Below are 15,262 nucleotides of genomic sequence, written 5' to 3'. Positions count from 1 at the left end.
GTTTCATGGCCCTAGAATTCGACCTGAACCGCGACGCCCCCGCCGCCGCCCAAGCCGACTGCATCGTCGTCGGCATCTTCGCCGACAACAGCCTCAGCCCCGCCGCGCAGGCCATCGATGCCGCCAGCCAGGGCCGCATCAAGGCGCTGGCCGAGCGCGGCGACGTCAGCGGCAAGACCGGCCGGACCGCGCTGCTGCACGACCTGGAGGGCGTCACCGCCCCGCGCGTGCTGGTGGTCGGACTGGGCGAGGCGGCCAAGTTCGGGGTCGCGCAATACCTCAAGGCGGTCGCCGACGCGACCCGCGCGCTGAAGACCGGTCCGGTCGAGCGTGCGGTCTTCACGCTGTCGGAGCTACCGGTCGCCGGTCGCGACGCCGCCTGGGCCATCCGCCAGGCCGTGATCGCCGCCGACCATGCCGCCTACCGCTACACCGCCACCCTGGGGGCCAAGAACAAGGCCCGCGAGCACAAGGGCCTCAAGCGCCTCTCGATCAGCGGCGACGACGAAGCCGCGCTGGCGCTGGGCAAGGGCACCGCCGCCGGCGTGCAGTTCGCCCGCGAGCTGGGCAACCTGCCGCCGAACATCTGCAACCCGGGCTACCTGGCCGAGCAGGGCCGCAAGTTCGCCGACCGCTTCGACAACACCGAGTGCGAAGTGCTGGAAGTCGCCGACATGGAGAAGCTGGGCATGGGCTCGCTGCTCGCCGTCGGCCGCGGCTCGGCCAATCCGCCGCGCCTGGTGGTGCTCAAGTACAGCAACGGCGGCGACAGCAAGCCCTATGTCCTGGTCGGCAAGGGCATCACCTTCGACACCGGCGGCATCAACCTCAAGACCCAGGGCGGCATCGAGGAGATGAAGTTCGACATGTGCGGCGCCGCGACGGTCATGGGCACGTTCGTGTCCGCGGTCGGCATGGCCCTGCCGGTCAACCTGGTGGTGGTGGTCCCGGCGGTCGAGAACATGCCCGACGCCGACGCCTACCGCCCCTCGGACGTGCTCACCAGCATGTCCGGCAAGACCATCGAGGTCGGCAACACCGACGCCGAGGGTCGCCTGATCCTGTGCGACGCGCTGACCTACGCGCAGAAGTTCGAGCCGGCCGCCCTGGTCGACGTCGCCACCCTCACCGGCGCCTGCATGGTCGCCCTGGGCAAGTACGCCAGCGGCCTGATGAGCAAGGACGACGACCTGGCCAACGAATTGCTGGCCGCCGGCGAGCAGGTCTTCGACCGCGCCTGGCGCCTGCCGCTATGGGACGAGTACCAGTCCATGCTCGACTCCGCCTATGCCGACGTCTACAACATCGGCGGCCGCTGGGCCGGCGCGATCACCGCGGGCTGCTTCCTCTCGCGCTTCACCGAGGGCCAGCGCTGGGCGCACCTGGACATCGCCGGCAGCGGCAGCGACGAAGGCCGCAAGGGCATGGCGACCGGCCGCCCGGTCGGCCTGCTCAGCCAGTGGCTGATCGACCAGGCGGGAAACGGGAATTGAGAATGGGGAAAAGGGAATGGTAAGCCGCCCCCTTTTCCCACGCCCACGCGGCCGCCTCGACGGCGGTCGCCCTTGCCTTTGCCCGCCCCATTCCCGATTCCCGTCCCTCGATTCCCCCCACCGATGCCCAGCGCCGACTTCTACCTGATCGCCAAGCCGCGCTTCCGCGAGGAACCCCTGCGCCTGGTCTGCGAGCTCGCCCGCAAGGCCTACGAGAAGGGCATCCCGACCCTGGTGCTGGCGCGCGACGCCGCCCAGGCCGAGCAGCTCGACGACCTGCTGTGGGCGTTCGACCCGGATGCCTTCATCCCGCACCAGATCGTCGGCGTCGACGTCGACGAGGACGAAGCCGACGTGCTCATCGCGACCCCGGACGCCGACGTGCCGCTTCGGCCGATCGTGATCAACCTGCGCGACGCCGCGGTGGAAGGCGCGTTCGAGCGCGTGCTGGAAGTCGTGCCGGCCGACGAGGGCGCCCGCGGCCCCCTGCGCGAGCGCTGGAAGCAGTACCAGGCCCTCGGCCTCGACGTGAAGAAGCACGACATGTGACCTCCGGCCGGCCCCGCCCCGCGGGCGCCGGCCATCCCGTCGGCGAGAGCACTCGCACGACGGGCAGACCCGGACCAGGACCCCCATGAACCACGCCCTCGCCCCCAGCTACGACCCCACCCAGTTCGAATCCCGCCTCTACGAGCAATGGGAGTCCAGCGGCGTGTTCGCGCCGTCCGGCGAGGGCGAGCCGTACTGCATCCTGTTGCCGCCGCCGAACGTCACCGGCACCCTGCACATGGGCCACGCCTTCCAGCACACCCTGATGGACGCCCTGGTGCGCTACCACCGCATGCGCGGCTTCGACGTGCTGTGGCAGATGGGCAGCGACCACGCCGGCATCGCCACCGAGATGGTGGTCTCGCGCAACCTCGCCGCCGAGGGCAAGGGCGAGACCCGCGACTCCCTGGGCCGCGAGGGCTTCATCGGCAAGGTCTGGGACTGGAAGGCGCACTCGGGCGACACCATCGAGCGCCAGATGCGCCGCATCGGCACCTCCGGCGACTGGACCCGCAAGGTCTTCACGATGGACGCCATGCCGGCCGAGGCCGTGGTCGAGGCCTTCGTCCGCCTGCACCAGGAAGGCCTGGTCTACCGCGGCCAGCGCCTGGTCAACTGGGACCCGGTGCTGAAGACGGCGATCTCCGACCTGGAGGTCGTCAACCAGGAGGAAGACGGCTTCCTGTGGTCGATCCGCTATCCGCTGGCCGATGGCACGGACTACGAGCACGTCGAGGTCGACGCCGACGGCAACGAGATCCTGCGCGAGCGCCGCGACTACCTCGTCGTCGCCACCACGCGACCGGAGACCATGCTCGGCGACACCGCGGTGATGGTGCACCCCGACGACGCGCGCTACGCCGCGCTGGTCGGGGCCACGGTCGAGCTGCCCCTGAGCGGCCGCCGCATCCCGGTGATCGCCGACGCCTACGTCGAGCGCGAGTTCGGCACCGGCGTGGTCAAGGTCACCCCGGCGCACGACTTCAACGACTACCAGGTCGGCCAGCGCCACGGCCTGCCGATGATCAACATCCTGGCCCCCGACGCGTCGATCAACGACAACGCGCCGGAGGCGTACCGCGGCCTCGACCGCTATGCCGCGCGCAAGCAGATGCTCGCCGAGCTCGAGGCCGCCGGCCTGCTGGTCGAGGAGAAGGCGCACAAACTGCAGGTGCCGCGCGGCGATCGCAGCGGCCAGGCCATCGAGCCCTACCTGACCGACCAGTGGTTCGTGAAGATGGACGCCCTGGGCGCGCGCGGCCTGGAACTGGCCGCGGGCACCGATGGAAAGCCCGGCGACGTCCGTTTCGTCCCCGGCAACTGGATCAACACCTACCGCCACTGGATGGAGAACATCCAGGACTGGTGCATCAGTCGCCAGCTCTGGTGGGGCCACCGCATCCCGGCCTGGTACGACGACGCCGGGAAGGCCTACGTCGGCCGCGACGAGGCCGAGGTCCGGGCGATGAACGCACTGGGCGACGAGGTGGCACTGCGCCAGGACAACGACGTGCTGGAGACGTGGTTCTCCTCCGCGCTGTGGCCGTTCAGCACCCTGGGCTGGCCGGACCCGGAGGCGATGGCCGCGCGCGGCTTCGACCGCTTCCTGCCCTCGTCGGTGCTGGTCACCGGTTTCGACATCATCTTCTTCTGGGTCGCCCGGATGATCATGATGAGCGACCATTTCACTGGCCAGGTCCCGTTCCGCGACGTCTACATCACCGGCCTGGTGCGCGATTCGCATGGCCAGAAGATGTCCAAGTCCAAGGGCAACGTCCTCGACCCGCTGGACCTGATCGACGGCATCAGCGCCGACGCGCTGGTCGCCAAGCGGACCTCGGGGCTGATGCAGCCGAAGATGGCCGAGAAGATCGAGAAGGCCACCCGCCGCGAATTCCCCGAAGGCATCCCGGCTTTCGGTGCCGACGCGCTGCGCTTCACCCTGGCGGCGCTGGCCGGCCCGGGCCGCGACATCAAGTTCGACCTCGGCCGCGCCGAGGGCTACAAGAATTTCTGCAACAAGTTGTGGAACGCGACCCGGTTCGTGCTGATGAACACCGAGGACCGCGTGTTCGACGGTGCGCCCCGGCCGCGGACCGACGCCGAGCGCTGGATCCTCGCCCGCCTCGACCAGACCGCCGCCGAGGCCGCGCGCCATTTCGCCGACTACCGCTTCGACCTGCTCAGCCAGGTGCTCTACGAGTTCGCCTGGAACGACTTCTGCGACTGGTTCGTCGAGCTGTCCAAGCCCGCGCTGGGCGGCGACGACGCCGACGCCGCCGACAGCACCCGGCACACGTTGCTCCACGTGCTCGAGCGCCTGCTCTCGCTGCTGCATCCGCTGGTGCCGTTCGTGACCGAGGAGCTGTGGCAGGCGGTCGCGCCGCGCCTGGGCCTGTCGGGCACGATCATGCGCCGGCCCTACCCGGTCCCGGGCGAGCTGGACGTCGAGGGTTTCCAGGCGGCCGAGATCGACGTGGCGTGGTTGAAGTCGATGGTCTCGGCCCTGCGCCGCGTGCGCAGCGAACTCAATGTCGCGCCCACCCGCCAGGTGCCGCTGCTGCTGGCCGGCGGCGGGCCGGCCGACCACGCGCGCGTCGCCCGGTTCGGCTCGCAGCTGCGCTTCCTGAACCGCCTGGAGCGGATCGAGGCCCTCGAGGACGGCGCCGAGGCGCCGCCTGCGGCGGCCGCGGTGGTCGGCGAGCTGAAGCTGCTGGTGCCGCTGGAAGGCCTGGTCGACCTGGACGCCGAACGTTCGCGCCTGGACAAGGAGATCAAGCGCGTGACCGGCGAGATCGCCAAGTGCAACGGCAAGCTGGGCAACGCCACCTTCGTGGCCAACGCGCCGGCGGTGGTGGTGGACCAGGAGCGCGAGCGCCTGGCCGACTGGACCCGGCAGCACGACGCCCTGGTCGCCCAGCGCGCCAAGCTTTAGGCGGCGCGCGGCGCCGGCCCCGGCCGGCGTCAGTGCGCCAGCAGCTCGATCGCCATCACCAGCGCATCCTCGCGGCCATCGTGCGAGGGGTAGTAACGGGGTCGGCGACCGATCTCGTTGAACCCTTCCTGGTGGTAGAGCTCGATCGCGCCCCGGTTGGACGGGCGCACTTCCAGGAAGACGCGTTCGGCGCCGCGCGCACGCGCGATCTGCAGCAGCGCGCGCAGAAGCCGCCGGCCGTGGCCGCGGCCCTGCCGGTCCGGCGCGATGCAGATGTTCAGCACGTGCGCCTCGCCGGCGGCGAGGCTGACGAGGAAGTAGCCCACGATGCCCTCGTCGTCCTCGAGCACCCAGGCCGGATAGTCGGCGCGCAGGCAGTCGCGGAAGATGCCCATCGTCCAGGGGAACGGATAGGCCGCGATCTCCACCGCGAAGACCGCGTCCAGGTCGCTCTCGCGCATGGGCCGCAGGTTGGCGAGGGCCTGCGGCCGGCTGTCGGGTTGCGCGCTCATCCGCGCGACCCCCGTCGCGCGGCACGCAGGCCCTGCCACAGCGCGCGCTTGGCGTTCGCGCCTTCGCGCAGGGCCGCCAGTTCGAAGTCGAGCGCGGCCAGCAGGGCCTGGCCTTCGCGCGGCGTCCGCTGCGCGGTCGCCCGCAGCAACGCGCGATAGAGCGGGTCGGACAGGTCCAGCCTGACCGCCTCGGGCACGGGCGCGCCCGAGGCCGGCTGGGCCCTGGGCACGGCCGGGTCGACGAGGACAGGCGCCATCGGCCGCGGCTTGGGGATGCCCAGCATCGGCCCGCGCTCCGGCGGCGGCGCAGCGCGGGCAGCGGGCGCGCCCTCCGGAGTGGCCGCCACGGTCATGGCGTCCATGGGCGCGTCCACCGGCACCATCACCGGATGCCCGAGCGCCTGCAGCCACTCGCGCTGTTCGGCGGTCCACGGCAGGCTCACGCGGCTCCCTCCCCCTTGTGGCGGCGCAGCTTGCGCACCAGCCAGTAGACCGGCCCGGACAGTGCATACAGCGATGCGATCGCCAACAGCACGGTCGGCGGGTCGATCGCGATCGCCACCAGCGCCACGAGCACGGCGATGATCGCCAGGAACGGCACGCGGTCGTGCCGCGGCCCGCCCTTGAAGCTGGAATAGCGCAGGCCGCTGACCATCAGCAGGGCCGCCGACACGGTCACCGCGAGCGCGGCGTAGCGCAGCTGTTCGCCGCTGTATCCCAACTCCTCGGCCGTCCATACCGCACTGGCCAGCAGTCCGGCGGCCGCGGGAATGGCCAGGCCGATGAACCAGCGCTTGTCCACCACCGCGACCTGCGAGTTGAAGCGCGCCAGGCGCAGGGCGGCGCAGGCGGCGTAAAGAAAGGCCGCGATCCATCCGATCTTGCCGGCCGTCATGCTGTCGTACTTCAGGGTCTGCAGGGACCAGTGGTACATCACCATCGCCGGCGCCAGGCCGAAGCTGATCAGGTCGGCCAGCGAGTCGTACTGGACGCCGAACTCGCTCTGGGTATTGGTCAGACGGGCCACGCGGCCATCGACGCCGTCCAGGATCGCCGCCACGAAAACCGCGATGCAGGCGGTCGAATAATGCCCCTGGGAGGCCGCGATGATCGCGTAGAAGCCCGCGAACAGGCCGCCGGTCGTGAACAGGTTCGGCAGCAGATAGATACCGCGGCCGCGGGGACGTGATGGAGTCGGAGTTTCTTGCATGCCGTAGAGTGTATCGCTTGCCTGCCCGCGCCAGCGGTGATGGAATCGGGGCCTGCCGGCAATTCTGCCGCCAATGGAGTCGCACATGTCCTGCCAGCCCCTGCCCCGCACCCCCGGAACCCTGCCGCACCGGCGTGGCCTGCTGCTGCTCGCGCTGCTGGTGGTATCCCTGCCCGGCATGGCCGGCGAGGTCTACCAGTGGAAGGATGCCAACGGCGTCACCCATTACTCCGATTCGCCGCCGGCGGGTGACAATTACAAGAACCGCAACATCCACACCCCCGACCCGGAAGTGGAGAACCAGGCCAGCGCGGCCGCCCCTGCGGTCAACGCCCAGTGCGCCGCCGCCCGCTCCAACCTCGACCAGCTCGACAGCGGCACTCCGGTGGGCATCGACAAGGATGGCGACGGCAAGGCCGACGGCACCTTGAGCGACGAGGAGCGCGCGGCCCAGAAACAGCTGGCCGAGGCGGCGATCCAGGTCCACTGCCAGGCCTCCTGACCCCATTCGCGGACGCGCGACGCGTCCGCCTTCATGCATGCCCGCCCTGCTGGCGGGCCGTTTGCCCGTCTTCCCCGGGCAGCGGGCTCGCTTCGCACGCCCGCGCGCGGCAAAATGGCCGCTTTCCCGTCCAAGAATCCCGCCGATGCGCCTGTCGCAGTTCCATCTCCATACCAGCAAGGAAACCCCCGCCGACGCCGAGCTCGTCAGCCACAAGCTGATGCTCAAGGCGGGCATGATCCGCAAGCTGGCCGCGGGCCTGTATACCTGGTCGCCCCTGGGCCTGCGCGTGCTGCGCAAGGTCGAGCGGGTCGTGCGCGAGGAAATGGATGCCTCGGGGGCGGTCGAACTGCTCATGCCCTCGGTCCAGCCCCGTGAATTGTGGGAAGAGACCGGCCGCTGGGAGAAGTTCGGTGGCCAGCTGCTGAAGATGAAGGACCGCAAGGACGCCTGGTACTGCTATGGCCCGACCCACGAAGAGGTCATCACCGACTTCGCCCGGGACGAGCTGGCCAGCTACAAGCAGTTGCCGGTCACCTTCTACCAGATCCAGACCAAGTTCCGCGACGAGATCCGCCCGCGCTTCGGCGTGATGCGCGCGCGCGAGTTCCTGATGAAGGACGCGTATTCCTTCCACGTCACCGACGAGGACCTGGGCCGCGAATACCTGAACATGTTCAACGCCTATTGCCGGATATTCTCCCGCCTGGGCCTGGAATATCGCGCGGTATTCGCCGATACCGGCAGCATCGGCGGCAGCGCCTCGCACGAGTTCCACGTGCTGGCCGAATCCGGCGAGGATGCGATCGCATATTCGACCGACTCCGACTACGCCGCCAACGTCGAACTGGCCGAGGCCCTGCCCGAAGGCGAGCGGCACGCCGCCGAGGAAAGCCTGCGCGAGGTCGAGACCCCCGTCCAGAAGACCTGCGAGGCGGTCGCCGAACTGATGGGCATCGGCCTGGAACGCACCGTCAAGTCGATCGCGCTGATGGGCGCGAATGCCGACGGCGAGACCGAATTCGTCCTCGCGCTGGTCCGCGGCGACCATGTGCTCAATGAAATCAAACTCGCCAAACTGCCGGGCCTGGGCGAGTACCGCATGGCCACCGAGGCCGAGATCCTGGCCCACCTGGGCAGCGAGCCGGGGTTCCTGGGCCCGGTGTCGCCGCGCCAGCCGGTCCGCGTGGTGGCCGACCGCAGCGTCGCCGCGCTGGCCGACTTCGTGGTCGGCGCCAATCGCGCCGGTTTCCACCTGGCCGGCGTCAACTGGGGTCGCGACCTGCCGGAGCCGGAAACCGTCGCCGATATCCGCAACGTGGTCGTGGGCGACCGTTCGCCCGACCGCCACGGCACCCTGGGCATATGCCGGGGGATCGAGGTCGGCCATGTATTCCAGCTCGGGCGCAAATACGCCGAAGCGATGAAATGCACCGTGCTGGATGAAACCGGCAAGGCGGTCGTGCCCGCCATGGGGTGCTACGGCATCGGCGTCTCGCGCATCGTGGCGGCGGCGATCGAGCAGAACTTCGATGCCAACGGCATCCGCTGGCCCGAGTCGATGGCGCCCTGGCGCGCGGTCGTATGCATGATCAACCCCAAGAAGGACCCGGCCGTGACCGAGGCCGCCGAGGCGCTGTACCGGGAGTTGAACGAGGCCGGCGTGGAAACCGCGCTCGACGACCGCGGCCTGCGCCCGGGGGCGATGTTCGCCGATATCGAGCTGATCGGTATCCCGCACCGGATCGTGGTGTCCGAGCGCGGCCTGGCGGCGGGTACCTACGAATACCGTGCGCGCACCGAGCCCGAATCCGAAAATCTCGACACAGCCGGCCTCAAGGCCCGCCTGGGGCTTTGAAACCCCCTTCTGGAAAGCTGCCGGAATCGACCTGGATTCCGGCACGGAGGGGAATCGCCGCATTTACGAAGCGTCGCGCCGCGATTATCATCGAGGGCGTTCCCATGGACGACTGACGCTATTCCCCCTTTATCCCGGAGGCCGTATGTCGATTGACCTGAACACCCTGTCCGCGAAAGAGCTCGAATCCCTCATCACCAAGGCCAAGAAGCGCAAGACCACCCTGGCCAAGCGCAAGCCCATCACCACCGTCCGCAAGAAACTTGCCGCCCAGGCCAAAGCCGAGGGTTACACCATCGCCGAGCTCTTCGGCGGCAAGACGCCGGCCGCGAAGGCCGCCGCGCCGCGCAAGAGCCGAAAGACCGGCAAGGTCGCCCCCAAGTATCGCGATCCGGCCAACGCCGAAAACACCTGGACCGGCCGCGGCAAGCAGCCACGCTGGCTGGCGGCGTATACCGCCAAGGGCCGCAAGGTCGAGGATTTCCTGATCAAGTGACGCATGGGCGCGATTCCGCATTGCGGAACCGCATTGGCCAATGCGTCATGCCGGCGAACACCGGTATCCAGACGGCCCGCCCCGAGGCGGGCCGTCTGCTTTTTCGGAAAGGGGCGAAGCTTCCATCCGCGTGGGAACGACGGATATCCCGAACCCGCCGCGGCCTGCCTAGAGGTTCCGCCGCGACGGCAACAGCAGGTTGCCGATCAGCAGGCCCGCGATCAGCGACAACAGGATATTGAGCACCGCCAGCAACGCCTGGTTGCCCGCGCCGACGTCCTGCTGCTGGATCAGGGTCAACAGGCCCCGCAGGCTGGCGCTGCCGGGCACCAGCATGATGATGCCCGGCACCCGGATCACCGCACCGGGCCGCTTGACCCACTGGGCATAGGCATTGCCCGCGACGGTGATGATCAGCGCGGCGAGGAAGATCCCGACCGGGGCGCCCAGGGCCAGGCCGACATGGCGCGAGATCAGGTAGCCGCTCGCGGCGGCAAGCATCACCACCGGATAGTCGCGCTTCTGGCCGCGGAACAGGATCGCAAAGGCGCAGGAGGCCAACAGGACCGCCCCGGCCTCGACCCAGGCCGGCTGCGGGCGCCAGGCGCGCACCTGCGGCTCCAGCCCCAGCATGCTGGCGCCGTACAGCGCCAGAGCGGTGCCGATGCCCAGTTTGAGCACGATGGTGACCGCACCGGCGAAGCGCGCCGTGCCCGATATCAGGTGCTGGCTGGTGAGCTCGCTGACGGCGTTGGTCAAGGCCAGGCCGGGCAACAGGACGATGAGCGAGGCGATGATCACCGTGTTCTGGTTCAAGGGCGCCACGTAGCTGGCCACCAGCAGGGTCAAGCTGGCCGCCATCAAGGCGGCGATCGCCTCCAGGCCTTCCTTCAGGCGCGGGCGGAGCTCGGCGAACTGCACCAGCAGGCCGATCAGCAGGCCGTTGACGGCGGCCACGCCGATCTCCATCCAGGGCAGGCGCAGCAGCCCGGCGACCGCACAGGCCGACATCCCGTAGCCCAGCGCCAGGAGCATCCGGGACCGGTAGGTCGGCGGCACGTCGAGCGCCTTGAGCGCGGCGTGGGCTTCGGCCAGTCCCATTTCACCGGCCAGCACGGCCTCGGCGACCCGGTCGGTCTCGACCAGGCGGGCCAGGTCGTTGTCGCCCGGCGAGAGGCGGATCACGCGGGTCACGTCGCTTTCGCCGGGCGGCCGCAGCGGATCGCTGAAGGTCAGGATCAGCCCGGTGGGATTCGCCCAGGGCTCGCATTCCAGCGACAGCTTGTCCGCGATCAGCGTGATCGCGCCCTCCAGCCGTTGCGAGGTGGTGCCGTAGGCATGCAGGCGCTCTGCCAGTTCGCAGACGAAATGGATGCGTTCCGAGTAGCGCGCATCGCTCAGCGGCCGGGGCCTGGTCGCGGGCGCGGGCACGGGGGACAGGGGCGTGGACATGCGGCAAGCATGGCATGCGCGCGCCGGTTGGCAAGCCTCGCCAGGCCCGCGGTGGGGCCACATGAACACGGGACCGCGCCGGCCCTGTATCCTCGGCCAAGCGACCATGAACCAGCCCCGACCGGACACGCCGCGGCTCGACGCCGCCCCCGACCAGCCGCACCGGCTCCGACTCAGCGGACGCTGGACGCTCAACTACGCCGACGACGTGACCGTGGCCCTGCGCGAAGCGCCGGCGGACGCCACCGGATTCGATGCGCGCCACGTGACCCGGCTGGACTCGCTCGGCGTGCTGCAGCTGATCCGTTTCGCCCGCCGCCGCGGCATCGACTTCGACACCTGCCTGTTCCACGAGGACCACCGCGCCCTCGTCGCGGCGATCGAGGACGTCGCCGACGACCGGCCCGGCCGCAAGCGCGAGCTGGGCGTCAGCGACGCGCTCGCGCGCCTGGGCCATGCGGTGCACCGCAAGTGGTACGAATTCCGCGGGCTGCTGGGCTTCTTCGGCGAAGTGCTGGTCAAACTGGTGCGCATGTTTCGCCAGCCCGGCCGGTTCCGGCCCACGGCGACGGTCCACCACATGGAGCAGGTCGGCCTGGACGCGGTGCCCCTGGTCGCGTTGCTGTGCTACCTGGTCGGCGCGGTGATCGCCTTCCTGGGCTCCAACATCCTGCGCGACTTCGGCGCGACCATCTTCGTGGTCGAGCTGGTCAGCATCTCGTTCCTGCGCGAGTTCGCTGTCCTGTTGACCTCGATCATCCTCGCCGGCCGCACCGCGAGCGCGTTCACCGCCCAGATCGGCGCCATGGTCAGCCGCGAGGAGGTCGATGCGATCCGCATCCTGGGACTCGACCCGGTCGACCTGCTGGTGATCCCGCGCGTGCTCGCCCTGGTGATCATGCTGCCCCTGCTTACCTTCGTGGCGATGATCGCCGGCCTGCTCGGCGGCCTCACCGTCGGCGCCTACGCGCTGGACATCCCGCCACAGCAGTACCTGGCACGCATGCAGGACACGATGGAGCTGCGGCATTTCCTCGTCGGCCTGGCCAAGGCGCCGCTGTTCGCGACGGTCATCTCCCTGATCGGCTGCCTGGAAGGGCTGCAGGTCGAAGGCACCGCGCAGTCGGTCGGCGAGCGCACCACCTCCAGCGTGGTCCAGGCGATCTCGCTGGTCATCATCATCGACGCCTTCATGGCGATCTGGTTCATGCAGATGGGGATCTGAATGCCCGACGCCCCCGACCAACGCCGCTCAGGCGACGCAACGCCGATCATCCGGGTCCAGGGCCTGGTCAACCGATTCGGCGAACAGGTCGTGCACGACGGCCTGGACCTCTCGGTGCGACCCGGCGAGATCCTTGGCGTGGTCGGCGGCTCGGGCACCGGCAAGTCGGTGCTGATGCGCAGCATCCTGGGCCTGCGCCGTCCCGACGAGGGCGAGATCGAGGTGCTGGGCATCGACGCCCGCAGCGACGACGCGTCCCAGCGTCGCGAGATCGAGCGCCGCACCGGCGTGCTGTTCCAGGATGGCGCCCTGTTCTCGTCGCTGACCGTCGGCGAGAACGTCCAGGTACCGCTGAAGGAATACCACCCGCACCTGCCCGATTCGCTGCTGTACGAACTGGCGCTGCTGAAGGTCAAGCTGGCCGGCCTGCCGGCCGAGGCACTGGAGAAGCTGCCCGCGCAGCTGTCGGGCGGCATGCGCAAGCGCGCCGGCCTCGCCCGCGCGCTGGCCCTGGACCCACCGCTGCTGTTCCTCGACGAGCCCACCGCCGGACTGGACCCGATCGGCGCGGCGGCCTTCGACCGGCTCATCCAGACGCTGCAGCAAGCCCTGGGCCTGACGGTCTTCCTCATCACCCACGACCTCGACACCCTGTACGCTATCTGCGACCGCGTGGCCGTGATCGCCGACCGCAAGGTGCTGGTCAACGCGCCGATCGCCGAGGTCGAGCGCTTCGACCACCCCTGGGTGCAGGAGTATTTCCACGGACCGCGCGCCCGCGCCGCGCAGGACGCACGCGAGGCGCGGCCCCGCGACAGGACAGAAGGCAGCGACTGATGGAAACGAAAGCCAACTACGTGCTGATCGGCGCATTCACCATCGTGGTGACGCTGTTCCTGCTGCTGTTCGCGCTGTGGGCGGCCAAGTACTCCTCCGAGAAGAGCTGGCAAGCCTACGCGGTGATCTTCAACGAGCCGGTCACCGGCCTGTCCGAAGGCAGCACCGTGCAGTACAACGGCATCGCGGTGGGCACCGTCGAGAAGCTGCGCCTGGCCCCGGACGACCCGCGCCGCGTGCTGGCCAAGCTGCGCATCCAGGCCAACGCCCCGGTCAAGACCGACACGCGCGCGAAGATGTCGATGACCGGCATCACCGGCAGCCCGATCATCCAGCTCACCGGCGGCAGCCCGGGCGCCCCGCTGCTGGTCGACACCGACCACCGGGAGATCCCGGTCATCGAGACCGAGCCGTCCGCGCTGCAAAACATCGCCGACACCGCCAACCGCCTCGTCTCCCGCCTCGACCAGCTGCTGAGCGAGGAGAACGTGGAGCGCGTCGCCAACACCCTGGCCAACATCGAGTCGATGACCGGCTCCATCGCCGACCAGCGCGACGACCTCAAGGCGCTGATCGTCGAGGCGCGCAAGTCCAGCGAACAGCTCCACGCCACCCTGGTGACCACCAACGGCGCGATCGAGAACATCGACCGCGAGCTGGTGGACAAGCTGCCCGGCCTGGTCTCCAAGCTGGAGAACACGCTGGGCAACCTGGATGCCGCCGCCGGCAATGCCAACGGCATCCTCAGCGAGAACCGCGCGGCGATCGGCAGCTTCGCCAACGATGGCCTCGCCCAGCTCGGCCCGACCCTGTCGGAACTGCGCCTGCTGGTGCGCGACCTGCGCCGGATCAGCGACCGCCTCGACGAAAACCCCTCGCGCTACCTGCTCGGTCGCGAAGCGCCCAAGGAGTTCGTACCCGAATGAAGCCCCGCGCCCTGCCCCGCTCTCACTCGCGCCTGCTCGCGCGCGTCCTGGCACCCGTGGCCGCGGTCGCGCTGCTGGCCGGCTGCTCGATCCTCGGCGACAGCGAACCCACGCACAGCCTGACCCGCTACGACATCGTGCACGACGTCCAGCCCGACCCGGCCTGGCCGCGCGCGGACTGGCAACTGGCGGTGACCGAGCCCCAGGCGGCGACGGCGCTGGACACGCTGCGGATCGTCGTGCGGCCCACGCCCAACGAGTTCCAGACCTACCAGGGGGCGCGCTGGGCGCGGCTGCCCAGCAGCATGGTCGCCGACAGCCTGATGCAGTCGCTGGAAAGCTCGGGCCGGATCGCCGGCGTCGCCCGCCAGGGCACCGGCATCAGCGCCGATTACCGCCTGGTGCTGGAGCTGCGGCGATTCGAGTCCGAGTACCCCGTGGGCGAAGCCGTCCCACGCGCGGTGATCGACCTGCAGGCCAAGCTCCTGCACGTGAAGGACCAGCGCATCGTCGCTTCGAGGAGCTTCGCCCAGTCGGTGCCCGCCGACAGCCCGACCGTGGGCGACGTGGTCCTGGCTTTCCAGTCCGGCCTCAACCGCAACAGCCGCGACATCGTCGGCTGGACCCTCGCCGAGGGCGCGCGTTACCAGCAGCAGGCCGCCTCGCCCTGAACGACGGACGACTGGATGCAACGGAAGGTCAGGTTGAGCCGTGGCGCCACCTCGCGTGTCGTGCGCGGCAGCGCATGCCGGTAGTGGCGCTGCGCCTGACCGGCCATGACCAGCAGGCTGCCGTGCGGGAGCACGAGGGCCCGGCGCAAGGCAGGATCGCGGCGGTGCTTGAGCACGAAGCGCCGCTCGCCGCCCAGGCTCAGCGAGGCGATGACCGGCGCGGGCCCCAGTTCGGGTTCGTCGTCGCTGTGCCAGCCCATGCAGTCGCGTCCGTCGCGGTAGAGGTTCGCCAGCACGCTGTTGAACGGCACGCCCAGCTCCGCGGCCAGGCGCGCACGCAGCCCTGACAGGGCCGCCGGCCAGGGTCGCGGCGTGAAACGCGTGCCCGAGTAGGTGTAGGTCGCGCCCGGGTCGCCGATCCAGCAACTCAGCCGGGGCACGTCGTGCTCGCGCCCGAACAGGCGGATGCGGTGCGCCTCCCAGGCGATGTCCGAGCGCAGCGTCGACAGCAGCGCGTCGGCCTCGGACGGCGGGAGCCAGGCGGGGACGAAATCCAGGCGGGCATCGGGCAGGGGCGGATCGAGGGCGGTCATGTT

14 protein-coding genes and 1 pseudogene are annotated in these 15,262 nt (G+C 69.7%); 10 read left to right on the top strand and 5 right to left on the bottom strand.

From position 1 onward, the window contains the following. The first annotated feature begins 5 nt into the window (after positions 1-5). From H4F98_RS00565 to H4F98_RS00555, 3 genes are all read left to right on the top strand, one after another. Positions 6-1,493 (top strand): leucyl aminopeptidase, encoded by a 1,488-nt coding sequence (locus tag H4F98_RS00565; RefSeq protein ID WP_182684725.1) that lies wholly within the window; start codon positions 6-8, stop codon positions 1,491-1,493. 123 nt (positions 1,494-1,616) lie between these two features. Then, complete coding sequence (locus tag H4F98_RS00560) at positions 1,617-2,042, top strand: DNA polymerase III subunit chi (RefSeq protein ID WP_182684724.1); 426 nt, start codon at positions 1,617-1,619, stop codon at positions 2,040-2,042. Between the two features lie 85 nt (positions 2,043-2,127). Then, positions 2,128-4,977 (top strand): valine--tRNA ligase, encoded by a 2,850-nt coding sequence (locus H4F98_RS00555; protein WP_182684723.1) that lies wholly within the window; start codon positions 2,128-2,130, stop codon positions 4,975-4,977. 29 nt (positions 4,978-5,006) lie between these two features. On the opposite strand, the gene rimI is transcribed toward H4F98_RS00555, so the two are convergent. The 3 genes from rimI to pssA are packed head-to-tail and all read right to left on the bottom strand — an operon-like array spanning position 5,007 to position 6,699. Beyond that, complete coding sequence (rimI, locus tag H4F98_RS00550) at positions 5,007-5,489, bottom strand: ribosomal protein S18-alanine N-acetyltransferase (protein ID WP_182684722.1); 483 nt, start codon at positions 5,487-5,489, stop codon at positions 5,007-5,009. Next, positions 5,486-5,932, bottom strand: coding sequence for a hypothetical protein (locus H4F98_RS00545; protein ID WP_182684721.1), 447 nt, complete (start codon positions 5,930-5,932; stop codon positions 5,486-5,488). The genes rimI and H4F98_RS00545 overlap by 4 nt, the downstream gene beginning before the upstream one ends. Beyond that, a complete protein-coding gene (gene pssA, locus H4F98_RS00540; RefSeq protein ID WP_182684720.1) occupies positions 5,929-6,699 on the bottom strand; it encodes a CDP-diacylglycerol--serine O-phosphatidyltransferase in 771 nt (256 codons plus the stop codon). Before pssA ends, H4F98_RS00545 begins: the two co-directional genes overlap by 4 nt. Before the next feature lie 85 nt (positions 6,700-6,784). Here pssA and H4F98_RS00535 point away from each other — a divergent pair, with 85 nt between their 5' ends. The 3 genes and pseudogenes from H4F98_RS00535 to H4F98_RS00525 form a co-directional block, all read left to right on the top strand. Then, positions 6,785-7,201 carry a DUF4124 domain-containing protein gene (locus H4F98_RS00535; RefSeq protein ID WP_182684719.1) on the top strand — a complete coding sequence of 139 codons (417 nt, stop codon included), beginning with the start codon at positions 6,785-6,787 and terminating at the stop codon, positions 7,199-7,201. Between the two features lie 145 nt (positions 7,202-7,346). After that, the gene (locus H4F98_RS00530; RefSeq protein ID WP_182684718.1) at positions 7,347-9,059 is read left to right on the top strand and encodes a proline--tRNA ligase; all 1,713 of its coding nucleotides are present in this window, start codon (positions 7,347-7,349) and stop codon (positions 9,057-9,059) included. A 145-nt stretch (positions 9,060-9,204) separates the two neighbouring features. Continuing rightward, positions 9,205-9,549, top strand: a pseudogene (locus H4F98_RS00525) (H-NS histone family protein); the annotation flags it as partial. A 174-nt stretch (positions 9,550-9,723) separates the two neighbouring features. Here the strand turns inward: H4F98_RS00525 and H4F98_RS00520 are convergent. After that, entirely contained in the window at positions 9,724-11,007 is a 1,284-nt protein-coding gene (locus tag H4F98_RS00520) for a threonine/serine exporter family protein (protein WP_182684716.1), read from the bottom strand. Between the two features lie 106 nt (positions 11,008-11,113). On the opposite strand from H4F98_RS00520, the gene H4F98_RS00515 reads away from it, so the two are divergent. The 4 genes from H4F98_RS00515 to H4F98_RS00500 are packed head-to-tail and all read left to right on the top strand — an operon-like array spanning position 11,114 to position 14,666. Further along, positions 11,114-12,232 (top strand): MlaE family ABC transporter permease, encoded by a 1,119-nt coding sequence (locus H4F98_RS00515; protein ID WP_182684715.1) that lies wholly within the window; start codon positions 11,114-11,116, stop codon positions 12,230-12,232. Beyond that, on the top strand, positions 12,233-13,069 hold the full coding sequence (locus H4F98_RS00510) for an ABC transporter ATP-binding protein (RefSeq protein WP_182684714.1): 837 nt from the start codon (positions 12,233-12,235) through the stop codon (positions 13,067-13,069). After that, complete coding sequence (locus tag H4F98_RS00505) at positions 13,069-13,995, top strand: MlaD family protein (RefSeq protein WP_182684713.1); 927 nt, start codon at positions 13,069-13,071, stop codon at positions 13,993-13,995. Before H4F98_RS00510 ends, H4F98_RS00505 begins: the two co-directional genes overlap by 1 nt. After that, a complete protein-coding gene (locus H4F98_RS00500) occupies positions 13,992-14,666 on the top strand; it encodes an ABC-type transport auxiliary lipoprotein family protein (protein WP_182684712.1) in 675 nt (224 codons plus the stop codon). The genes H4F98_RS00505 and H4F98_RS00500 overlap by 4 nt, the downstream gene beginning before the upstream one ends. Here H4F98_RS00500 and H4F98_RS00495 read toward each other — a convergent pair. Further along, entirely contained in the window at positions 14,639-15,259 is a 621-nt protein-coding gene (locus H4F98_RS00495) for an alpha-ketoglutarate-dependent dioxygenase AlkB family protein (protein ID WP_182684711.1), read from the bottom strand. The genes H4F98_RS00500 and H4F98_RS00495 overlap by 28 nt on opposite strands. Positions 15,260-15,262: the final 3 nt, after the last annotated feature.

This window comes from Marilutibacter spongiae (assembly GCF_014145325.1).
In the GTDB taxonomy this organism is placed as follows: domain Bacteria; phylum Pseudomonadota; class Gammaproteobacteria; order Xanthomonadales; family Xanthomonadaceae; genus Marilutibacter; species Marilutibacter spongiae.
The sequence above is the reverse complement of the archived record's forward strand: the minus strand, read 5'-3'. Positions and strand labels throughout refer to the sequence as shown.